The following is a 21723-nucleotide window of genomic DNA, read 5'->3' as shown; positions in this document are numbered from 1 at the left end:
GCCCGGCTGTCTGCGGCGCGATGCCGCGAGAGGGAGCCGATCATGGCAGGGATGGGACCGCCGCCGAAGCCGGCGGGACAGCGCCGACGCCGCAACGCCACGGTCGCGACGACCCGGCTGCCGGCCGAAGGGCGCGGAGGACGGCGGGCACCGAACTGGCCGCTGGTGCCCGACGTGGTGATGGCCGCGCGTCGGGACCTGCTCGCCGCCGCGGTCGCGGACCTGGAGGAGGACCTGGCCGAGCTGGAGGGCACCCGCAAGGAGGCCTCGGTGCGCCGACGGCTGGAGACGACCCAGGAGAAGCTGGCCATCATCAAGGCGCAGATGAGAGCGCAGCGGGCGCTGGAGGCCGACCTGTGGCGCGACCTGTGGCGGCTGCCGCAGGCGGTGGCGTGGGAGCGGCTGCGCTGGACACGCGACGTCGCGCAGTATGTCCGGCACAAGGTCCTCGCCGAGCTGGGCGACCTCGCCGCGGCCAAGGAGGCCCGGCAGTGGTCGGACCGCCTCGGCCTGTCGCCGATGGCGATGCTGCGGCTGCGCTGGGAGGTAGCTGTCGACGAGACCGCCGCCAAGCGCGCCGAGCGCGACCGCGACCGGGCGGATGCCGAGACGCCGCCGGCGACGGCGGTGCAGCCGGCGGCTGATCCCCTCGCGGCGCTGCGGGCGGTGTGAGCGTCTTCGTCGTCCCCCCGCTGGACGAGCAACCCTGGCCCAGTCTCGGGCCGCAGCTGTGCGACTTCCTGGAGGAGCGGGCCGTGCACGGCCCGGGCGACCTGCGAGGCCGCCCCGCCGTGATCGACCAGGAGAAGCGGGCGCTGATCTACCGCGCCTACGAGGTGTTCCCGCGCGGGCACCCGCGCGCCGGCCGCCGGCGCTTCAAGCGGGTGGCGTGGTCGCTGCGCAAGGGTGTGGCGAAGACCGAACTCGCGGCGTGGGTGGCGTACGGCGAGCTGCACCCGGAAGCGCCGGTGCGCACCGACGGCTGGAAGCTGGTCGACGGGATCTGGCAACCGGTCGGTGCACCGGTCACCGACCCGTACATCCCCATGCTGGCCTACACCGAGGAGCAGACCGAGGAGCTGGCGTACGGGGCGCTGCTGTTCATCGTGCAGGAGGGTCCGGACGCGGACCTGTTCGATGCGGGTAAGGACCACATCACCCGCATCGACGGCGAGGGCAAGGCCCTCGCGGTGGCCGGTTCCCCGTCGGCGGCCGACGGCGCCCGGACGACGCACCAGCACTTCGACGAGACCCACCGGATGATCCTGCCGAGGCTCAAGGACGCCCGGCAGACCATGCGCAACAACCTGCCCAAGCGGGTGCTCGCCGACGCGTGGGAGCTGGAGACGACCACCACCTACGGGGAGGGGCAGGGTTCCTGCGCGGAGGACACGCACCAGTACGCGGAGATGATCGCCGCGGGCAAGGTGAAGGACGCGTCGCTGTTCTTCTTCCACCGCGAGGCGCCGTGGCGCGACGACGAGGACCTCGACGATCCGGAGCAGCTCAAGGCGGCGATCCGGGAGGCCTCCGGCCCGGCGATCGCGCTGTGGCCGGACTTCGAGGGCCAGGTCGAGTCGATCGCGTCGCTGTACCACCAGCCGGACACCGACAAGATGTACTGGCAGCGGGTCTGGCTCAACCGCCGCCGGTCAGCCGAGCGCAACGCGTTCGACGCCGCCAGGTGGACGAAGACCCTCGCCCGCCCGGCGATCCGGATCGAGCACGGCGAACCGATCACCATCGGCTTCGACGGGGCCCGCTGGCGCGACGCGGTCGGGTTCATCGCCACGCACATCGAGACCGGCTTCCAGTGGCCGCTGCGCTACTGGGTGCGCCCCGACGACGCCGAGGGCTGGGAGGTCACCGACGACGACGTCGACGGCGTCCTGACCGAGGCGATGGACCTGTACGCGGTGCGGCTGGTGTACGCCGACCCGCCGCGCTTCGAGTCCGCCGTGGCCCGCTGGTCGGGCCGGTACGGCGAGCGGCGGGTGCTGGAGTGGTACACCAACCGGCCCCGCCAGATCGGCCAGGCGATGCGCGCCTACCGCACCGCGCAGACCTCCGGCGAGCTGACCCACAACGGCGACAAGACCTACGCCGACCACATCGGCAACGCCGTCCGCGGTGACCTCAACGTCCGCGACGACGACGAGACACCGCTGTGGACGATCTACAAGATCCGGCCCGACTCCACGAAGTACATCGACCTGGCGATGGCCGGGTGCCTGTCCTGGAAGGCCCGCCTGGACGCGATCGCCAAGGGCGGCTGGAAACGCAAGAAGCGCAAGCAGATCATCGTCAGGAGGTGACCCATGCCGCTGCCCACCGATGACCTGGGATGGGTCACCCACCTGGCCAGCCGGCACGACCGGGAGCTGCCGCAGCTGCAGGAGCTCAACGCCCTCTACGAGGGCAGCGCGCCGCTGCACTACATCCACCCGGAGATCCTGCGGGAGGTCGGCGAACGGCTCCAGGCCGTGTCGCTGGGCTGGCCGATGCTCGCCGTCGACCCTCTGGAAGAGCGCCTGGACGTGCTCGGGTTCCGGTACCCGGAGGACGACGACGAGCCGGATCCGGACACCCCGGCCGACGAGCTGGCCAGCGCCACCGCGGACAAGAACCTCCAGCGGGTGTGGCAGGACAACGACCTCGACGAAGAGGCGCAGCTCGGCCGCCTCGACGCCCTCGTGATGCGCCGCTCCTACATCGCGGTGGGCACCAACGAGGACGACGACGACACCCCGCTGGTGACGGTGGAGTCCCCGCTGGAGATGTACGCCGACATCGACCCGCGCACCCGGGCGCCGCGGGCGGCGCTGCGCCGCTGGGTGGAGGACCCGGACAGCCTGATCCGGCTGCCGCAGGAGTACGCCACCCTCTACATGCCCAACCACACGGTCTGGTTCGACCGGGGCCCGCAGGGCTGGCGGGAGATCGGCCGGGACGTGCACAACGTGGGCGAGGTCCTCGTGACCCCGCTGACCAACCGCGGCCGCCTGGCTGACCGGTACGGCAAGTCGGAGCTGACGATCCCGCTGCTGACGCTGTCGCACGCCGCCAACAAGCTGGCCAGCGACATGATGGTCGCCGCGGAGTTCCACGCGATCCCGCTGCGCGCGCTGTTCGGCATCGGTGAGGACGACCTGGTCGACGACAAGGGTCAGAAGCAGTCCGCGCTGCAGGTCATCATGGGCAAGCTGCTCACCCTGGAAGGCGGCGGCGAGGACACCGACGGCGGCGGCATCAAGGCCCACGAGTTCGCCGCCTCCAGCCTGGCGAACTTCCACCAGTCCCTGACCCAGTTGGCCAAGCACGCCACCGCCCTGGTCGGCCTGCCACCGACCGCGTTCGGGGTGGTGACCGACACCCCGGCCAGCGCGGAGGCGTGGCGGGCGGCCGAGGCCCGGCTGATCAAGCGGGCCGAGCGCAAGACCGTGCCGTTCAGCGGCTCCTACAAGCGCGTGAACCGGCACGTGCGCCGGCTGCAGGACGGCGACTGGGACCCGGCCACCAAGCGGCTGGAGACGATCTGGCGGGACCCGTCGACGCCCACCCGGGCGCAGGCCGCTGACGCGGTCCGCAAGGTGTTCGGCGGCGACGAGCCGATCATCACCAAGCGGCAGGCCCGCGAGGACCTCGGCTACAGCCAGGGGCAGATCCGCCGGATGCAGGCCGAGGACGCGGCCGAGGCCGACCGCGACCCGGTCCGCGAGATCATCAACCTCGGCATGGGCGGCCAGTCGGCCCCGGTCGAGCCGCCGGCGCCACCCGCGCCGGTCCCGGCACCGGCGCCGCAGCCGGAGCCGGCCGGTGTCGGCTGAGCAGGTCGCCCGCGAGCACTACCGCCGCCGCCGGCGGATCGTTGGCCGCTTGGTCGTCGTCGCCCGGCAGCTGTGGTCCCGGGTCGACCCGGACGCGATCGCCCGCAGCTGGGCCGCCCAGCTCGGCGACCTGGTGCCCGTCACCGCGGCCGCGCAGCTCGCCGCCGCGGTCACCGCGGACAGCTACCTCGACGCGGTGCTCGACGCCCAGGGCGCCGACCCTCGGGCGCGGGCGCGGGTGGTGCCGGCCGCGCTCGCCGGCATCGCCTCCGACGGCCGGCCCCTGCCGTCCCTGCTGTACGAGCCGGCCATCACCGCGCTGACCGCGATCGGTGCCGGCGTCGACGTCGAGCGGGCCCTCGCCGGCGGATACGCCACCCTGGAGACGGCGGTCCGGACGCAGGTCGCTGACGCCGGCCGGGCCGCCGACGCCACCGCGATGGCCGCCCGCGATGTCGACACCTACATCCGGATGGTCGTCGGGAAGACCTGCGGCCGCTGCGTCGTGCTCGCCGGCCGCCGCTACCGCAGCGCGGAGGCCTTCGACCGGCACCCGTGCTGCGACTGCGTCCACGTGCCCGCCGCCGAGGACACCGTCGACGCGATCGCCACCAACCCCCGGGCCTGGTTCGACAGCCTCACACCGGACGAGCAGGACCGGCAGTTCACCAAGGCCGGCGCAGCGTCCATCCGTCTCGGCGCTGACATCGGCCAGGTCGTCAACGCCCGCCGCGGCGCGTTCGGCCTCGCCCCGGCCGGCGCCCGCCTCACCGCCGCCGAGACGCGGATGCTGCGCGGCGGCCGCGACCGCGGGCAGCTGGCAACCCGCGACGTGTACGGCCGGCAGGTCTACACCACCACCGAGGGCACCACCACCCGCGGCGTCGCCGGCGTCCGCCTCGGCGCCCGAGAGCGCGGCGTCAAGGACGGCGGCCGCTACCGGCAGGCCCGCACGCCCCGCCTGATGCCCGAGAGCATCCTCACCGCCGCCGGCGACGACCGCGACGAAGCGATCCGCCTCCTGCGCCGCTTCGGCTACATCCGCTGACCGACCGAAGGAGACCTCATGCAGCCCACCATCGGCCGCATCGTCCACTACCGGCTGAGCGACGCCGACGTCGCGAGCATCACCTCCGGCAGCGACGCGACCGCCGTCCAGAAGCACCGCAACCCGGTCAGCGCCGGCCAGATCTACCCGGCCATGGTCACCGCCGTCTTCGACCCGGCCTCCGGCACCGCCAACCTGGTGGTTCAGCTCGACGGCATCCAGCAGCACTGGGTGACCTCGCGGAAGCGGGGTGAGCCCGCGGACGGACACGAGCCGACCGGCGGCACGATCCCGCCGGGTACCTGGTGCTGGCCGCCTCGCGTCTGATGCGCCCGAGTCCGATCCCCGACGACGAGATGTGGCCCGGTGCCCGCCGGATGGTGGCCACCGGCCCGTCCGGTGACCTGACCGACACCGACATCGCACCGGTCGAGGTGCTGGTGGACACCGGCGAGCACACCGGCCTACCCCGGGTCTGCGTGCGGCTGCGGCTGGAGGACGGGGACCTGGAGAAGCTCGCCGCCGGCGGGACGGTGTGGCTGGCCGTGTACGGCCCGCTGCCCGTCTTCTCCGTCGACGTCAAGGGCCCCGGCGAGTAGGGGCCCGCACACATCACCTGGCCCGGCGCGATGCTGTGGCCACCTACCGGAGGTCGCGATGACCCACCTGCCCACCCATCCGCATCTGCGGCACCCGCGCACGGGCGACCCGCTGCGCGCGCTCGGCCGCACCCGCTCCGGCCGGCTGATCTGGCCGCAGCTCGGCGCCGCCCCCGACCCGCCGGCACCCGCCCCCGGCCCCGGTCAGCCACCGGCGGACCCAGGCACAGGCGCACCGCCGGCCAACCCCGGCACCGGCAGCGGCGGCGGCCAGCCGCCCGCCGACCCGGCCCCGACCGGCGGCGACCCGCAGGACAAGCCGCTCGGCCCCGCCGGCGAGAAGGCGCTGCGCGAGGAACGGGTAGCTCGCATCGCGCTGGAGAAGCGTTTCTCCCGGCTCGCCGCGGCCTTCGGCGACGGCGACCACGAGAAGGGCAAGAGCGACCTTGAGCTGCTGAACGAGCGGTTCGACTCGTACGAGAAGGAGCTCGCCGAGGAGCGGCGGGCGCGCTCAGTTGCCGAGGTCGCCGCCGCGAAGGGGCTCACGCCGCAGCAGGCCGCGCGTCTGCAGGGCTCCACCCGGGAAGAGCTCGAAGCGGACGCGGACGCGCTGCTGCAGCTGTTCCCCGGCGCGCCGGCCGGGCCGCGTAACCCCGCTCCGGACCCGACGCAGGGCACCCGGGGCAACCAGCCGGCGGACCTGGAAGCGCTGATCGCGGCCGCGCAGGCCGCCGGCAACGTCCGTGAGGTCATCCGTCTGCAGAAGCAGAAGCTGACCGTCCAGCAGTAACCGAAGGGCCGGCGCGGGCCGCGCCCAAGGAACGATCGAAGGGAGCGACCAGCGATGGCTGGCATCACCGCGCTCGGCACCACCTACAACCTGCCCAACTACACGGGCATCCTGTACCTGCTCACCCCGTCGGACACGCCGTTCTTCTCGGCGATCGGCGGGCTGACCGGCGGCGGGCAAACCACCGACACCGAGTTCGAGTGGTCGGAGTACGACCTGCGCGCCGCCGGGCAGAACGTGGCCCTGGAGGGCCAGGACGCGCCGACCGCGCAGAACCGGATCCGCGGTCAGAAGAAGAACGTGACGCAGATCCACCACGAGACCGTCGGGGTGTCCTACACCAAGCGGGCGGCCACCGGCCGGCTCGGCGGGCTGGCCACCGCCGGCGCGGCCAACCCGGTCGTCGACGAGCTGGACTGGCAGACCGAGCTGATGCTCAAGCAGATGGTCCGCGACATCGAGTGGTCGTTCGTCAACGGCATCTACCAGCTGCCGGCGGACAACCTGACCGCCCGCAAGACCCGGGGCATCCTCGCGGCCACGTCGTCCAACGTCGTCGACGCCGCCGCCGGCGTCACCGCGACCGGAACGGCGGCCGCGACCACGGACCTGATCACCCTGGCCGCGCACGGCCTGGCCGTCGGCGACAGCATCCGGTTCACCTCGGTGGGCACTGCCACCCCGCTGACCACTACCGCCGTCTACTACGTCGTCGCGAGCGGATTCACCGCCAGCGACTTCAAGGTGTCGCTGACCAAGGACGGCGCGCCGGTCGACATCACCGCGAACGGCACTGTGGTCTGGGCCAAGGGCGTGGCCCTGACCAAGACCATGGTGGACGCGCTGCTGATGACCGTCTACAACAACGGCGGCATCATGCAGTCCGAGACCGCCACGATCATGGTGGGAGCCTCGCAGAAGCTGGCGATCACCAACGCCTACGTGGCGGCCGGCTACGTGACCAAGGAGATCTCCACCGTCGGCGGTGTGACCGTCAACCGGATCGAGACCGACTTCGGAATCCTCAACGTCATGCTCAACCGGCACATGCCGGCCGACGTGGTCCAGGTCGTCTCCCTCGAGGAGTGCCGGCCGGTGTACCTGGAGGTCCCCGGCAAGGGCCACATGTTCGAGGAGCCCCTGGCCAAGACGGGCGCCTACGACAAGAACCAGCTCTACGGCGAGGTCGGTCTCGCCTACGGCAACGAGCGCAAGCACGGCAAGATCATCAACCTGAAGGCCAACGGCTGAGCAGCGCCCGGCCCACCACCCGAGATCGTCAATCTCAAGGCGTAAAGGAGCGCTGCATCATGGCGAAGGCCAAGGACAAGGAGCAGTACGTCGTCACGGCCGGCTACGTGACCGTCGAGACGCAGGTGGGCGCCGGCCGCGCCCTGGTCGACGTCCCGCACGGGGCGCCGCTGCCGGACGACGTGTCGGACGAGCAGCGTCAGCGGCTGCTCGACGCCGGCGCGATCAGCCTGCGCGACGGCGACGGGGACGTCGACGCGTCGGCGGAGACCGACGGGCCGACCAACCGGTTCGGCACGCCGGCGGCCCGGCCGGTGCCGGGCCTGGTCGAGCCGGACGAGATCGACCGGGACGTCATCGTCGCCGGCGCGGCCGAGGACATCCTCGACTGGGTCGGTGAGGACCTCGCCCGCGCCCGGGTGGCCCTGGACATGGAGCAGGCCAAGGGCCTGAACACCCGCCAGGGCCTGGTCGTCGAGCTGCAGAAGGTCATGGGCGGGCAGGAGACCGAGCCGCCGGCCGTGCCGGAGGCGCTCGTCGACGACGGCACGGTGATCGCCCCGGCCACGCCGGGCGGGGTCGCCGTGCCCGACCCGGATCCGCTCGCCGGCGGCGCCGGCGACAGCGCCAGCACCCCGGCGAAGGCGACCAAGGCCACCGCCGCCGCCAAGGCCAGCGCGGCCAAGGCGACCAAGGCCACCGGCAGCAGCCGCGGCTGACCCGGACCGGGCTCGGCCGGCAGGAGCACCCCTGCCGGCCGAGCCCGCACCACGGCAGGTGTTCAGCACTGAACACCTGGTTCAGGAGAGGGGGACTCGGTGGCGGACCAGCTGGCGGCCCCGGCCGACCTGAAGAACCTGCTCGACGACCAGGACCTGCCCGACGCGCAGGTGACCCTGCTGATCGAGTGCGCCACCGCGGTGGTCCAGGCCGCCGCCGGCGGGCAGCGCATCGTCGAGGTCGTCGACGACACCGCGGTGCTCACCGCCGGCCCGAGCCAGTGGCTGCCCCTGCCGCAGTTCCCGGTCCAGGCGGTCACGTCGGTGGACTACAACGGCTCCCCGATCGCGGCCGGCGCGGCCGGGTACCGGCTGCACGGAACCCGCCTGTACCGGCGCTGCGGCTGGTCGGACCGCCCGGGCGATCTGATCCCGGTCACCGTGGTCTACACCCACGGCTACCCGGACGGGTCGCAGGAGTTGCAGCTGGCCCGCTCGGCGGTGCTCGGCCTGATCCGCGACGTGCCGTACAACCCGGCCGGGGTCAAGGCCGAGGCGCAGGACGACTGGTCCACGACCTACGCGGCGATGTCGACGCACATGGACGGCACGCCGACGCTGCGCGCGGCGCTGCGCCGCCAGTACGGGCGGCGACGCTGATGGGCCGCTTCGACCAGGCGGTGGCCCGCGGCCGCCGCCTCGCCGAGGCGCGGATGCGCGACACGTGCCAGTTTCGTCGCAAGACCGGCACCTCCACCAACCCGGCCACGGGGAAGATCACGCCGGTCTACGCCAATGGGTACGCCGGCAAGTGCCGGCTCAAGCAGCCCTCACCCACCGCCGCGCCGGCCACTGTCGGGGAGGCCGTGGTGGTGATGGTCGGCGTGGAGGTGCACATCCCGATGGGCGCCGCCCCGGTGCCGCAGACAGGCGACGAGTGCGTGATCACCGCCTCGACCGGCGACCCAGACCTGGTCGGGCGGGTGTTCGTCGTCGATGCCCCGCACCGGCACGCCGACGCCACCGCCCGCCGGCTCAAGGTCAAGGAGCGCACGTCGTGAACATCGACCTGGATGCCTCCGACGTCAACCGGCTTCGCGCGCACCTGGAGCAGGTGCCGGCCGACGCGCACCGCAACCTGGTCAAGGCCACCGAGTTCTCCGCCCGCGGCATCAAGGACACCTCCCGGGAGTTCGCCTCCGGGCTGGCGCACGCCCCGGACTACCCGCAGGCGATCACCTACGACGTCGACGACCGCGGCGCCGGCGACGGCGTGGCCGCGGAGATCGGCCCGGAGAAGGAACGCCGCCAGGGCGCGCTGGGCAACATCCTGGAGTACGGCACCATCAACAACCCGCCGTATGCGCATCTGGGGCCGGCGCTGGACATCTGGACCCCCGACTGGGAGCACGGCCTGGAGAAGGCCGCAGCGGACGCCCTGGACGGCCGCACGTGACCGGCGTCGACATCCAGGCCCACGCCGATACGATCCTCGGTCTGCTGCGCGCCCGCGAGGACCTGACGGTGTATCCGCCGGAGGAGCCCGACGACGCCGGGCAGATCGTGCCGGACGAGGCCGAGCCGCCGTACGTGGCCGTGCAGATCCGGCCCGGCTTCGCGCTCGGCCCGTCGATCGTCGCCGCGACGACGCGGGCGGTGTTCGACATCACCGCGCATTGCGTCGGCGGTAACGACATCGCCGCCCGGGCGGTCGCTCAGCAGGTGGTCGACGCGCTGCTCGACACCGTGCCGGTCATCGCCGGCCGGCAGTGCTTTCCGATCCGCTACCTCGACTCGCCGCCGGTCCGGGCCGACGAGTCCACGGGCCGCCTGGTGGTCGACCAGGTGTACGTGTTCCGCCTCGAAACCCTGCCGGGCTAGTCCGGCACCACACCCATTGGAGGAGTCGTGCCGACTGAGTTCGTGCGCGTGCGAGACCCCAAGACCAAGACCGAGTCGTCGCTGCCGCGGCGGCGCGCGCAGCAGCTCGCCGACCGCGGTGACGTCGAGATCCTCGACGCCGTCGACGCCGTCGACGCGTTCGGTCAGCCGCTGCCGTCCGGCGCCGCCGAGGCCAAGCCCAAGACCCGCCGCGCCCAGAGCGCGGCGGCCGACACCGCGACCGGCGCGGAGAGCCAGGAGCAGACCCGATGACGTCGCCGCTGCTGCCCACGTCCGTCAAGTCCGACGGCACCCTGACGCTGGTGTACGTGGCCAGCCTGGTCGACCCGGCGTCGCCGAAGCTGACCGAGATCAACGCGGTGACGTCGCAGCCGCTGCACGGCTACATCACCGGCGATGGTTGGCAGCCCTCCGGGGAGCAGGCCACCGTGACCGACTCGCGGATCGCCACGGTGCAGGACTTCGAGAAGCCCGGCCGCAAGTCGCGGTCGCTGACCGTCGTGTACGTCCACAACCCGGCCGACGCCGACAACAACGAGGCGTACCTGACCCTCGCCGAGGGCGTGACCGGGTTCATCCTCGCCCGCTACGGCGTGCCGCGGACCACGGCGTGGGCGATCGCGCAGCTGACCGACGTGTGGCCGATCGAGGCCGGCGAGCCGATGAAGAACTGGAACGGCGCCAACAGCGTGCACACCGCCACGCAGCGGCTGTTCGTCAGCAACGAGGTGCAGATGGACGTGGCGGTGGTGGCGTGAGCGACGTCGACGCGATCCTCACCGGCGCGAAGCCGGCAGAGGACACCGTGGCGATCTGCACCCGCGGCGACCTGGTCAACCAGTGGCGGCAGCTGGCCAAGGAGGTCGGTAAGGCCAAGGCGGCGGCAGCCGGCGACCCGCGTATCGCCGGCGACGGCACCGACGACAAGCTGCGCCGGATGGAGCAGCTGCGCGGCGAGATCGAGGCGGCGACCGTGCCGTTCGAGCTGCGGGCGCTGGCGCCGAAGCGGTGGGCGGAGCTGGTGGCCGAGCACCAGCCGCGCGACGGCGACGAGGAGGACCTGCGCATGCAGGTCAACCGGGAGACGTTCCTCCCGGTCTTGGTGCGGCTGAGCACCGTGTCCCCGCAGCTCAAGGACGCCACCTGGGCGGCGCTGCTGGACCTGGAGGGCGAGCTGCTGTCGCGGCCGCAGTGGCAGAAGCTGTGGCGGGCCTGCTGGAACCTCAACGTCCAGGACCAGGACCTCCCTTTCTCCGTCGCCGGATTGCTGAGGACCCCGGACTCCTTCAGCGGCTCCGGCTCGCCCGAACCCTCGGCGTAAGCCTCAAGCGCCTCGACGGCTGGGAGCCGGCCACCGCCTACGAACACGACGGCGGCGGCCGGCTCACCCGCTCGGTGCCGGAGACCGAGTGGGACCCGCGGCAGGTCGCGTGGATGCTCGCCCTGGAGGCGTACGAGGCGGGGCTGTGCCAGCGGTGCGGGGAGCCGCTGGAGATCTCCACCGCCCCGGCCAACGACTTCAACAACATCTTCGGCACCGGCGTGTACCTGCCCGTGCCGAACCACCCCGCGCAGTGCCACTGCTGCGCGGCGTTGCAGCGCTCCGAGCGGGACACCGCCGCCCTGAACCCGCAGTTCCCCGCCGCGATGATCCACGCGGTGCGGCTGATGCCGAGGAGGTGACCGGTTGCGCACCACCAAGGTCGGCCTCGACGTCGACGAGCGGCCGTTCGTGCGCGGCATGGGCCGTGCTGCCGACGCGGCCGAGGATCTCGAGGGCGCCCTCGACGACGTCGCCGGCTCCGCGAAGGACACCGGCGACGAGCTGGGCCGCGCCACCGAGTCGACCGAGGACCTCGGAGGTTCGGCCAAGGACGCCGGCCGTGACCTCGACCGGTTGCGCGCCGACGCCGCCCGGCTGGATCGGCAGATCGACGAGACCTCCGAGGGCATCCGGGACCTGGCCCGGCAGATCGCCGCGACCGCGGACGAGGCCGAGCGGGCCAAGCTGTCGGAGAAGCTGACCCTGGAACGCGGCAAGCAGCGCGGCCAGGTCGACCTGCGCAAGCTGATCGACTTCAACGACGACGAGGGCAAAGAGCAGGGCATCCGCTACGGCGCCCGGTTCGCCGAAGGCCTCGCCGCAGGGCTGGCCCGCGCCGGCGGGCCGATCAGTTCCGCCCTGTCGGCGGTGTTCGGGGAGCTGCCGCCGCAGGCGCAGGCCGCGATCGGCGCCGGCGTGGTCGCCGCCGCGGCGGCGGCCGCCCCGCTTGTCGGCGGCGCGGTCGGCGGCGCGATCGTCGGGGCGGCCGGCGCCGGCGGCATCGTCGGCGGCATCGCGATCGCCGCCAAGCACCCCCAGGTGCAGGCCTCCGCGAAGGAGACCGGGGACCTGTTCGCCCAGACCATGCAACGCGCCGGCGTGTCCTTCGTGCCGGCCACCCTCGACGCCCTGGGCCAGGTCCGAAGCGGCATCGAAGGTATGGAGGGCGACCTGGAGCGGGCCTTCTCGGCCACCTCCAAGTACTTGACCCCGCTGACCGACGACTTCCTGCGCGGAGCCGGGCGGGCCGTGGAGGGCTTCGCGACCGCCGCCGAGCGGGCCGGGCCCGCCGTCGACGCCCTCGGCGAGATCGGCGCCCGCGTCGGCGACGTGCTGGGCGACACCTTCGAAGGGTTGTCGGAGCACTCCGCCGCCGGCGCGGACGCACTGCTGATGCTGTGGTCCGTCTTCGAGTTCGGCATCCGGTCGATCGCCGGCACGATCGAGGCCCTGACCGCCGCCTACGGGTGGATGGAGAAGTTCGCCGCGTTCATCTCCGGCGACGTCGCCAAGCTCGGCGAGCTGGTCGCCGCGCAGGAGGCGGCCAAGACCTCCGGCGGTGGGCTGTCCGACGGCCTGCAGGAGCTGATCGGCTCCTTCACCTCCGCCGGCGACGAGGCTGCCGGCGCGGCCGCCGACATCGAGTCCCTCGACGAGATGATGCGCCGGATGACGGCGGAGAACATCAACGCCGAGCAGGCCAACCTGCGCCTGGAGGAGGCCATCGACCAGGTCGCGAAGGCGGCCAAGGACGGCGCCGACAAGGGCATCGACCCGAACACCGAGGCCGGGCGGAAGAACCGCTCCGCGCTGCTCGGCATGGCCGAGGCCGCCCAGTCCAGCTCCGAGGCGATCCTGCGCCAGACCGGCTCGCACGAGCAGGCCAACGCCGCCAGCGCCCGGGCCCGCGCCGCGTTCCTGCGCGCCGCCGACGCGATGGGCGTGGAGAAGGGCGAGGCGCGGCGCCTGGCCGACCAGCTGTTCGCCATCCCCGCGAAGGTCGAGACGAAGGTCCGGGCGCTGACCGACGAGGCCACCGGGCAGATCATCGGCTTCGAGAAGCGGATCCGGCAGCTCGACGGCCGGGTCATCACCGTACGGACCCGGATCACGTCCGCCGGGGAGTACATCCCCGGGGTCGGCACCCAGCTGCGCCGGTGGGGTGGCGTGGTCGAGCACGCCCAGTGGGGGCGGCTGCGGGAGGCGCAGATCGCCGCCCCCGTCTCCCCGGCCCGCTACGCGTGGGCGGAGCCGGCCACCGGCGGGGAGGCGTTCATCCCCCGCTACGGCGACCCGGCCCGGTCGCTGGACATCCTGCAGCGCGCCGCCCGCTGGTACGGCCAGCAGGTGACGCCCGCCGGCGCGGCCGCCGGCGGCGCACAGGTGACCAACGACAACCGGATCGCCGTGTATCCGCAGCAGGCCAACTGGACGGTGCACGACATGGAGGCGCTGGAGCGCCGCCGCGACGCCCTCAACAGGTTGGGGAGGCCACGGTAGATGCCTGTGTACGTCGGCGTGATCACCTCGCCCACCGACCCGCCGCCGGCGCCCACCCCGGTGCCGACACCGTCGCCGCCGCGGCGACCGCGCGACCGCGGCCGCTTCGAGCTGGTGTGGGTCGTGCCTGGCGAGGACCGGCAGGTGCAGCTGACCAGCGACGCCGAGCTGCACTTCACCCTCGACGGGTGGTCGAACGTCACCGGCGCCGCGCCGGTGGCCATCGTGGCTGACCCGCACCCGCGCGGCGGCACTCGGGTGCGGCACATCCAGCCGCAGCCGCGCACGATGATCGTGCCGATGCGGGTGCGCGCGGACACCCACATGGAGTTTCTGGGGGGCTGGCGGAGCCTGGTCACCGACATCGTGTCGACCCGGCGCCGCGGCCCGGGCCGGCTGCGCGCTCTGCGTCCGGACGGCTCGGCGCGGGAGATCGAGTGCTACTACCAGGCCGGCTTCGACGGGGAGCCCGGGCAGGGCTGGCTGTGGGACACCGCGGTGCTGTCGCTGTACTGCCCGGATCCGTTCTGGCGCGACGTCAAGGCGGAGAGCATCCCGTACTCCTACGCTGGCGCGCCGGTGTCCTACCTGTCGCCGTACCTGACGGTGAGCCCGTCCAGCGTGCTGGGCGTGACCACCGCCCACAACGCCGGCGACGTCGAGGCCTGGCCAACCTGGACGATCATCGGCCCCGCCACCGCGGTGGTCGCCACCAACCACAGCACCGGCGAGAGCTTCACGTTGACGGGCACGCTGACGGCGGGGCAGGTCGCCACGATCACCACCGACCCGCCCGCCGTACGCGGGCCGGGCGGGGCGAACTGGAGCAACAAGCTGTCTTGGCCGGGCGCGGTGCTGTGGGGACTGCAACCCGGCGTCAACGACGTGGAGTTCGCCGTCGCCGGCGCCGCCGCCGGAACAAAGATCACCCTGTCGTACGTGCCGCGCTACGAGACCGCGTAGGAGGACGCCATGCCTCTGCTGCTGCGCGGCCCGGCGCGGATCACGATCCTGATCACCGACCGGAACCTCACCGTCATCGGTGATCCGATCGACGGGTGGACCGAGGTGGACATCACGCTGCGGTTCAACGAGCCGGCCACCGGCACGTTCACCGCGCCGCGCACCGCCGTGTCCGCCGCCCAGCTCGCCCCCGGCAACCGGGTCGTGGTCATCCGCGACGGCGTCGTGTTCTGCGCCGGGCCGATCGAGGAACCCGGCCCGGAGGACTGGGCGGTCACCGGCTCGGCGGCCGGGCCCGGCACCGTCGAGGTGCAGTTCGCCGACGACCTGGCCGCCGTCGTGGCCCGCGTGACCTACCCGAACCCGGCGGCCGCCGCGACCGCGCAGACCTCCACCGCCCGGTGGACGGCCACCGACGAGGCCGGCGACATCATGCGGTCCCTGGTCAACGGCAACGCCGGCCCCGGCGCGCTGCCCGCGCGGCGGGTGCCGCAACTGCTCCTCGGCTCCGGCGCCGGCCTCGGCGCGTCCATCAAGGTGGGGACCCGCTTCGAGCCGCTCGGCGACGTGCTGCGCTCCGCCGCGATCGCCGGCGGTGGCCTCGGCATGCGCACCCGCCACGACATCGCGTCCAACCAGCTGCTGTTCGACGTGTACGCCGCGCAGGACCTGTCCGGCAGCGTGCGGTTCTCCCCGGGCCTGAACAACCTGCGCTCCTACCGGTACGAGCCGGCGGCCCCGACCGCCACCGTGGCGATCGTCGGCGGCAAGGACGTCGGCACGTCCCGGGTCATCGTCGAGCGCGTCAACGCCACCGCGGCCACCGGCTGGGGGCGGATGGAAACGTTCGTCGACCAACGCCAGTCCACCGACACCGCCGCCGACACCACCGAGCTGAACCAGGCCGGCGACGAGGCCCTGACCCGCGGCGCCGAGACCGGCCGGCTGTCCTCGGTCACCGTGGACACCCCCGACCAGCGCTACGGCGTGCACTACCAGCTCGGCGACCGCGTCTCGGTCGAGCTGGCCTCCGGCGTCACGGTCACCGACGTGGTCCGCGCCGTGCACCTGCAGGCGACCCCCGACGCCGGGGAGATCGTCACCGCACTGGTCGGCACGCAGGAGGCATCCAGCGACCAGGCGTGGCTCACGTACCTGCGGGAGCTGTCGCGCCGCCTGGACCAGCTGGAGACCGTGTAGCAGCCGCCGCGGCGACGCACGGCCGGTCGGCGCGGCCGAACCCGACCGAACCCCGCTCCGGATCCGGCCGACCACACACCACCTCGCCGGGATCCCGCAACACCCCACCGCGGCACCAGCAGCCGTCGTGGTGCCAGCCGCACGTCGAGCAGTAGTCGCAGTCGTCGTACGCCGTCACGACCACCACCGTAGCCGCACCCCGTAGGAGGTCCGATGGCTGAATCCTCGTACCCGAACCCCGGCGTCACCGAGGCCCAGCACGAACGGCTGCTCGGCCGGGCGCTGCCCTCCGGGCTGCTCGGCCACCCCGACGACCAGCCCCTGGTCTACGCCGACGGCACCGGCACCCGAGAGATCCGCATCCGCGCCTCCCGCCAGGGCGCCGTCGAGGGCTACGGCTGGGCCAACGACGCCGCCGTCATCACCAAGACCCTCGCCGCCAACACCTCCGGGTCGACCCGCGTCGACCTGGTGGTGCTGCGCCTCAACCGGTCCACCTGGACCGTCACCGTGCAGATCGTCCAGGGCACCCCCGGCGCCGGCGCGCCCGCGGCCACCCGCACCCCCGCCACCGGCGGCGGCACGATCTACGAGATCGAGCTGGCCACCGTCACCGTCGCCAACAACGCCACCACCCTGGCCGGGTCGACGGTCACCGACAAGGCGTGGTACCTCAACGAGGACGGGCAGATCCTCTGCGAGTCCGACCGCCGGCCCCCGCACCACCCCGGCCGGTCGGCGTTCGAAACCGACACCGGCCGGTGGATCCTGTCCGACGGCACCGTCTGGCGCAACGCCGTCGACGACTCCGGCCTGCTCGCCGTGTCGATGCTCAGCGGCTTCGGCGCGACCGAGAACACCCTGCAGCGCCGCGGCGGCGTGTGCGTGCTCAACATCAAGGTCCAGCGCACCAACGCCGCGTTCCCCGCCGGATCCACCACCAAGGTTGCGAACCTACCCGCCGGCTGCACGCCGACCTTCCCCGTGCAGTCGGCAGTGATGTGGTGGTCCGGCGCCCAGGTCGCCGGGCTGCGCGTCACCTCCAGCGGGCTGTATGTCGTGACGCCGGCCGGCGTCACCGTCGCCGAGGACCGCACCGTCGACGGCTCCCTCGTCTGGCACGCCGCGTCCTAGAAAGGATCTTGAATGACTCGCTACTGGGCCGGCGGTGGACCGTCCGACTACACGATCATCTCCGGTGACACCGTCACCGTCGGCGCGGTCACCGGCAAGAACGCCGTCGTCGTCGGCGGCGTCGATGTCGTCTGGTGGAACGCCGAGACCGGCGGCACCCAATACGCCGACCTGCTCAACGCCGTCGGCCAGCCGGTCACCTCGGTGCCGTCCTCCGACACCACCGACGGCCGCGCCTTCGGCCAGATCCCCCGCGTGCAGTACCCCGACGGAGTGACCGGGGCGTGGGCGTCCGCCGGCGGCGGCCCCCGGGTGTGGATGCCCGCCGACGTCGGCGACCAGGCCCTGGCCACCGCCGTGGACCTCGCCGCCCACAAGGCGCAGGCCAACGGCCACGGCACCGGCCTGGCCAACCTCACCGACGTCGCCGTTCCCGCACCAGGCAGCCGCAACGTCGGTGACCTGCTCGGCGTTCTCCCGGGCGGCACGTTCGGGACGATCCCCCCGTCGGCGGCCGCCGGCGCGGTGCTGCTCAACCCGCCGGCCTCCGGCGGCAGCTACGTCGGCAACACCGCCCAGCCGCCCGACCCGGCGCAGGGACAGAACGGCAACCCGTGGCTCAAGCTCACCCAGCCCTTCAGCGGCGCCGACGACAACCCCGACGCGGTTCAGTTCTTCTCCACCTCGTCCACCGGCCAGTCGATCAAAACGGGATGGTTCAACGGCAACGGGGAACTGCGTGCCGCGCCGTCGCTGCCCAACCGAGTGGCGGGGCGGGTCTTCGAGGCCTACGAAAACCGCGGCGGCCCTTCCACCGGAAGGTTCTTCGAGCTGTCCACCAACCCCTCCGTGGCGGCCAACAGGGAAGCGCTGCTCGGCGCGTACGGCACCGGGAACAGCACCAAGCCCGGCTGGATCGAGGCCACCCGGGTGCTGTCCGGCCTGCAGGGCGTCCGCGCCGGCGGCTCCTACAACAGCCTCTCCGGCGTCAACTTCCGAGGCCAGAAGACCGGAACCGGCGCGCCCACCACCGGCACCTGGGCCACCGGCGACGCCGTCGTCGACGCCGCCGGCGTGCTCTGGCTGTGCACCGCCGGCGGCACCCCCGGCACCTGGGCCGGCGGAGGCGGCAGCGCGGTCAGCGTGATGCCCACCTGGACGCAGGACACCGCCACGGTCGGCACCGGCACATACCGCGTCTACAACCCCACCGCCTCGGCGTTGACCCTGCGGTCGGTGGTCGCGTCGATCGGCGGGACCGCGCCGACCGGGTCGTCGCTGATCGTCCAGGTCCGCGTCGACGGCACCGCCGTGTTCACCAGCGGGAACCGGCCGACGATCACCGCCGGTAACCGGTACAGCGGGGTCGCGTCCACGTTCATCTCGGCGAACTGGCCGGCCGGGTCGTACCTGACCGTCGACGTCGACCAGGTCGGCTCCACCGCGGCGGGCACGAAGCTCACCGTCCAGGTCCTGGCCTACTGACATGGCGATCAGCAGAGTCGACGACCAGGAGAACGTGCCCAGCGGATCGGCGACGTCCAACCCGCTACCCGCGCTGACCGGCGTCGCCGACGGCGACCTGCTCGTGCACCTCTTCGGCCTCCTAAGCACCAGCGCCACCGTGACCGAGCCGGTAGCCGGGCTGACCGTCCGCGGCGACGCCACGTCCGGAACGAACCTGGGCGGCCGGATCCGCACCAAGACCGCCGCCTCCGAGCCCGCCTCGTACACGTGGGGCATCTCCACCGCCGTGAAGAGCGCGGCGTGGGCCGGCGCATACCGAGGCCTCGACGCGACCGCCCCGGTCGCGGCCGCGTCCATGGTCGCCGGCACCGCCGGCACCACACAGACCACCCCGGCCGTCACCGTGCCCGAAGGCGGCTGGCTGGTCTACGGCGTCATCACCCGACACGCACCCGGCGCCGCCGGCGTCACCACCTGGTCCTCATCGGCCGGCGGGGACCCGAAACGCGCGGACGCCGCCACCAACGCCGGAAGCGCCGACATCACCATGGCCGTCTGGGACTCCGGCGGCCCACTCGCCGCGGCGAGCGGCGTCACGCGCACCCTCACCAGTTCGGGGTCTGAGGGCAACGCCGTGGTGTTCGCGATCGCGCTCAAGCCCGACTCGACCACCCCGCCCCCGGCCGCCAGCGAGCCGGCCCCAGGCATCCCCATCTTCTGATCCGTCGACGAGGAGACGCCCGATGCCCACCCAAGCCCAACTGCTAGCCGAGTCGTACTGGTCACGAGAGATCGTGACTCCCGAGGTGGACTGGCTCGGCGACGAGCTGTGCCGCCGCGCCGGCCGGCCCCGTACCGCCTTCGGCTCCAAGGGCAACACGGCGCACCTGCGCGGCGCGCACCGCTCCCAGGAGTGGATCAAGCGGTCGCAGTACTGCACGTCCCGTACCTACACCGTCCAGTCCGGCCTGACCGCCGAGCAGGAACGGCACATCGCCGGCGTCGACTTCACCCCCGGAGCGTGGGGCACGGCCAGCAACCGGGCGCTCATGGTCGCGCAGACCCGCCGCCTGGTCGAGGCGCTCAAGTCTGGCCGGCTCGCCGGCGTACGCGAGGTGATCGGCACCCTCGACGGCCGGACCGTTGTCGGCACCCGCTCGGACAGCTCGACGTTCAGCAGCGACAGCTCCCACCTCGATCACTGGCACCTCACCCTCGACCGCCGGCGCTGCCGGGACCAACCGCTCATGGGGCGCATCGTCGCGATCGCCCTCGGAGACGACCACCAGGAGGACGAGTTGTTCTGCAAGTTCGGGGACACGGGCCCCGCCGTGAAGCTGCTCCAGTACCGGCTGCACAACTGCGGGTTCGCCGCCCAGCTCGGCGGCGTCGACGGCTCGTACGGCGACAAGACCGCCGCCGCGCTCAAGGCGGCCATGGCCTCCATCGGCGTCACCGACGACGGCCGCACCTACGGCCCGGAGGAGATGATGCGGATGGACATCATCGTCGCCCGCCGCTACGGCGGCGGCCAGGGCACCCAGGGCCCCAAGGGCGACCCCGGCCCCCAGGGCCCGACGGGCGCGCAGGGACCGGCCGGTCCGCCCGGCAACGTCACGGTGGGCGACGTCATCGACGAGATCGCCCAGCGACTGACCACCTGACGTCGTGTGGGCGACGTTGCACAGATGCTCCCCGCCGGCGGACTCGGTGCGGTCGGCGCCGGCGGCCTCCTCGTCCTGGTCGTGCTGTACCTGCTCAACGCCAACAGGCAGGACCGCCGCGAGTACCAGGAGGCGATCGACCGCGCCGAGAAGCGGGCCGACGACGCCGAGGCCCGCCGGCGCGCGGAAGAGGCGCGCGTGCGGGAGCTTCACGAGATCGTTGACGAGGCTCGCGCCGCACGGCGGGCGGCCGAGGACCGCGCCGCTGCCCTCTCCCGCGAGCTGGCGACCCTACGTCCGCCGGATCCCGGGGGTGCGCCGTGACCGGTGAAACCCTGGAGCTGCGCCGGCGGATGCGCCGCCGCGGCCGCCGGAGGGCCGTGATCGCCGTGGTGGCCACCGCGCTGATCGCCGCGGCGATCGGCTGGTGGGCTTCCACGCTCGGCCGGCAGGCGACCGCAGAGCAGCAGCGCGCCGACACCGCCGTGTCCGGGGCCGAGCAGCTCTGCCAGCAGGTACGGCAGCTCGGCGGCACGTGTGTGGTCGACCCGGCCGTTCTCAAGGGCGACCGCGGCGAGCCGGGCCCGGCCGGCCCGCCCGGGCCGCCTGGCGTCCCCGGCCTCGACGGCGAGCAAGGCGGTCCCGGCCCCACCGGACCGGCCGGCGCTCAAGGACCGACTGGCGATAAGGGCGCCACAGGCCCCGCCGGCGCCACCGGGCCCGCCGGCGGCAGCGGACCTCCAGGACCGCCCGGACCGTCCGGCGCTCCGGGCCCGACCGGCCCGACCGGCCCTTCCGGACCGGCGGGCCCGCGCGGTGAAGCCGGCCCGGCCGGCCCGCAGTGCCCGGAGGGCACCACCGCGCAGACCGTGACCGTCGTGACCACCTCCGGGGCGCAGCGCATCGCCGCCTGCGTCGCGGACTAGACCATCCCCACTTACCTGAGGAGCATCATGAAGATCTTCGGACGCGAGCCGGCCTTGATCGTCGGGGCCACCGGCTCCGTGCTCACCGTCCTGGCCGCGCTCAAGACGCCGGGCATCGACGCCGGCGCGGCCGCGGCCATCACCGCGTTCCTGTCGGCGGTGATCATCGCGTTGACCACCCGCCCGTGGGCGCCGGCGCTGTTCACCGGTGTCATCGCCGCGGGGGCCGCGCTGGTCGCCGAGTACGGCCTGGCGGTGCCTGACGGTGTGACCGGGGCGATCTCGGCTTCCGTGCTCGCGCTGTTCGCGCTGCTCGGTGTCCGCCCGCAGGTCGACCCGCCGATCGGACCGGACGGCACGGCCAGGTCCACGACGTCGACGTCGACGACCGCCGCGGCGTAACCAACCTC

Annotated in this window: 27 protein-coding genes; all 27 read left to right on the top strand. The window is 73.1% G+C overall.

Annotated elements, in window-relative coordinates:
* Positions 1–42 precede the first annotated feature (42 nt).
* The 27 genes from GA0070622_RS04475 (at position 43) to GA0070622_RS04345 (ending at position 21715) form a co-directional block, all read left to right on the top strand.
* A complete protein-coding gene (locus tag GA0070622_RS04475) occupies positions 43–672 on the top strand; it encodes a hypothetical protein (protein ID WP_141684517.1) in 630 nt (209 codons plus the stop codon).
* Entirely contained in the window at positions 669–2315 is a 1647-nt protein-coding gene (locus GA0070622_RS04470) for a terminase (RefSeq protein ID WP_091568901.1), read from the top strand. Before GA0070622_RS04475 ends, GA0070622_RS04470 begins: the two co-directional genes overlap by 4 nt.
* Before the next feature lie 3 nt (positions 2316–2318).
* Complete coding sequence (locus GA0070622_RS04465; RefSeq protein ID WP_091568898.1) at positions 2319–3827, top strand: phage portal protein; 1509 nt, start codon at positions 2319–2321, stop codon at positions 3825–3827.
* Positions 3817–4875, top strand: coding sequence for a VG15 protein (locus GA0070622_RS04460; RefSeq protein ID WP_091568895.1), 1059 nt, complete (start codon positions 3817–3819; stop codon positions 4873–4875). The genes GA0070622_RS04465 and GA0070622_RS04460 overlap by 11 nt, the downstream gene beginning before the upstream one ends.
* A gap of 18 nt (positions 4876–4893) precedes the next feature.
* Positions 4894–5202, top strand: coding sequence for a hypothetical protein (locus GA0070622_RS04455; protein WP_091568892.1), 309 nt, complete (start codon positions 4894–4896; stop codon positions 5200–5202).
* Positions 5202–5474 (top strand): hypothetical protein, encoded by a 273-nt coding sequence (locus GA0070622_RS04450; RefSeq protein WP_141684516.1) that lies wholly within the window; start codon positions 5202–5204, stop codon positions 5472–5474. The genes GA0070622_RS04455 and GA0070622_RS04450 overlap by 1 nt, the downstream gene beginning before the upstream one ends.
* A gap of 58 nt (positions 5475–5532) precedes the next feature.
* Complete coding sequence (locus GA0070622_RS04445; protein ID WP_091568886.1) at positions 5533–6264, top strand: hypothetical protein; 732 nt, start codon at positions 5533–5535, stop codon at positions 6262–6264.
* Between the two features lie 54 nt (positions 6265–6318).
* Positions 6319–7515 carry an SU10 major capsid protein gene (locus GA0070622_RS04440; RefSeq protein WP_091568884.1) on the top strand — a complete coding sequence of 399 codons (1197 nt, stop codon included), beginning with the start codon at positions 6319–6321 and terminating at the stop codon, positions 7513–7515.
* A 59-nt stretch (positions 7516–7574) separates the two neighbouring features.
* Entirely contained in the window at positions 7575–8234 is a 660-nt protein-coding gene (locus tag GA0070622_RS04435) for a hypothetical protein (protein ID WP_091568881.1), read from the top strand.
* Positions 8235–8333: 99 nt separating this feature from the next.
* Positions 8334–8894, top strand: coding sequence for a hypothetical protein (locus GA0070622_RS04430; RefSeq protein WP_091568878.1), 561 nt, complete (start codon positions 8334–8336; stop codon positions 8892–8894).
* On the top strand, positions 8894–9295 hold the full coding sequence (locus GA0070622_RS04425; RefSeq protein WP_091568875.1) for a DUF6093 family protein: 402 nt from the start codon (positions 8894–8896) through the stop codon (positions 9293–9295). Before GA0070622_RS04430 ends, GA0070622_RS04425 begins: the two co-directional genes overlap by 1 nt.
* On the top strand, positions 9292–9690 hold the full coding sequence (locus GA0070622_RS04420) for a hypothetical protein (RefSeq protein ID WP_091568873.1): 399 nt from the start codon (positions 9292–9294) through the stop codon (positions 9688–9690). The genes GA0070622_RS04425 and GA0070622_RS04420 overlap by 4 nt, the downstream gene beginning before the upstream one ends.
* Positions 9687–10115, top strand: coding sequence for a hypothetical protein (locus GA0070622_RS04415; protein WP_091568870.1), 429 nt, complete (start codon positions 9687–9689; stop codon positions 10113–10115). The genes GA0070622_RS04420 and GA0070622_RS04415 overlap by 4 nt, the downstream gene beginning before the upstream one ends.
* Before the next feature lie 27 nt (positions 10116–10142).
* Entirely contained in the window at positions 10143–10388 is a 246-nt protein-coding gene (locus GA0070622_RS04410; protein WP_091568868.1) for a hypothetical protein, read from the top strand.
* Positions 10385–10894: a phage tail tube protein gene (locus tag GA0070622_RS04405; RefSeq protein ID WP_091568866.1), complete on the top strand. Its 510-nt coding sequence runs from the start codon at positions 10385–10387 to the stop codon at positions 10892–10894. Before GA0070622_RS04410 ends, GA0070622_RS04405 begins: the two co-directional genes overlap by 4 nt.
* Positions 10891–11457 carry a hypothetical protein gene (locus tag GA0070622_RS04400; protein WP_091568863.1) on the top strand — a complete coding sequence of 189 codons (567 nt, stop codon included), beginning with the start codon at positions 10891–10893 and terminating at the stop codon, positions 11455–11457. The genes GA0070622_RS04405 and GA0070622_RS04400 overlap by 4 nt, the downstream gene beginning before the upstream one ends.
* A 74-nt stretch (positions 11458–11531) precedes the next feature.
* Positions 11532–11819, top strand: a complete 288-nt coding sequence (locus GA0070622_RS04395) for a hypothetical protein (protein ID WP_091568861.1) — start codon at positions 11532–11534, stop codon at positions 11817–11819.
* Positions 11820–11823: 4 nt separating this feature from the next.
* A complete protein-coding gene (locus tag GA0070622_RS04390; RefSeq protein WP_091568858.1) occupies positions 11824–13959 on the top strand; it encodes a hypothetical protein in 2136 nt (711 codons plus the stop codon).
* Positions 13960–14922: a phage distal tail protein gene (locus GA0070622_RS04385; protein ID WP_091568856.1), complete on the top strand. Its 963-nt coding sequence runs from the start codon at positions 13960–13962 to the stop codon at positions 14920–14922.
* Between the two features lie 9 nt (positions 14923–14931).
* The gene (locus GA0070622_RS04380; RefSeq protein WP_091568854.1) at positions 14932–16122 is read left to right on the top strand and encodes a siphovirus ReqiPepy6 Gp37-like family protein; all 1191 of its coding nucleotides are present in this window, start codon (positions 14932–14934) and stop codon (positions 16120–16122) included.
* A gap of 213 nt (positions 16123–16335) precedes the next feature.
* A complete protein-coding gene (locus tag GA0070622_RS32395) occupies positions 16336–17256 on the top strand; it encodes a hypothetical protein (protein WP_176710417.1) in 921 nt (306 codons plus the stop codon).
* 12 nt (positions 17257–17268) lie between these two features.
* Complete coding sequence (locus GA0070622_RS04370) at positions 17269–18741, top strand: hypothetical protein (protein WP_091568851.1); 1473 nt, start codon at positions 17269–17271, stop codon at positions 18739–18741.
* Between the two features lies 1 nt (position 18742).
* Positions 18743–19444: a hypothetical protein gene (locus GA0070622_RS04365; RefSeq protein ID WP_091568849.1), complete on the top strand. Its 702-nt coding sequence runs from the start codon at positions 18743–18745 to the stop codon at positions 19442–19444.
* A 22-nt stretch (positions 19445–19466) separates the two neighbouring features.
* Complete coding sequence (locus GA0070622_RS04360) at positions 19467–20387, top strand: collagen-like triple helix repeat-containing protein (protein WP_141684515.1); 921 nt, start codon at positions 19467–19469, stop codon at positions 20385–20387.
* A gap of 24 nt (positions 20388–20411) precedes the next feature.
* A complete protein-coding gene (locus GA0070622_RS04355) occupies positions 20412–20711 on the top strand; it encodes a hypothetical protein (RefSeq protein ID WP_091568842.1) in 300 nt (99 codons plus the stop codon).
* Positions 20708–21313 carry a hypothetical protein gene (locus tag GA0070622_RS33410; RefSeq protein WP_218060634.1) on the top strand — a complete coding sequence of 202 codons (606 nt, stop codon included), beginning with the start codon at positions 20708–20710 and terminating at the stop codon, positions 21311–21313. The genes GA0070622_RS04355 and GA0070622_RS33410 overlap by 4 nt, the downstream gene beginning before the upstream one ends.
* A gap of 27 nt (positions 21314–21340) precedes the next feature.
* Positions 21341–21715: a hypothetical protein gene (locus GA0070622_RS04345; protein WP_091568839.1), complete on the top strand. Its 375-nt coding sequence runs from the start codon at positions 21341–21343 to the stop codon at positions 21713–21715.
* The last annotated feature ends 8 nt before the right edge of the window (positions 21716–21723 follow it).

The sequence above is a fragment of the Micromonospora sediminicola genome (assembly GCF_900089585.1).
Taxonomy (GTDB): Bacteria; Actinomycetota; Actinomycetes; order Mycobacteriales; family Micromonosporaceae; genus Micromonospora; species Micromonospora sediminicola.
This window is presented reverse-complemented; position numbering and strand designations above follow the sequence as displayed.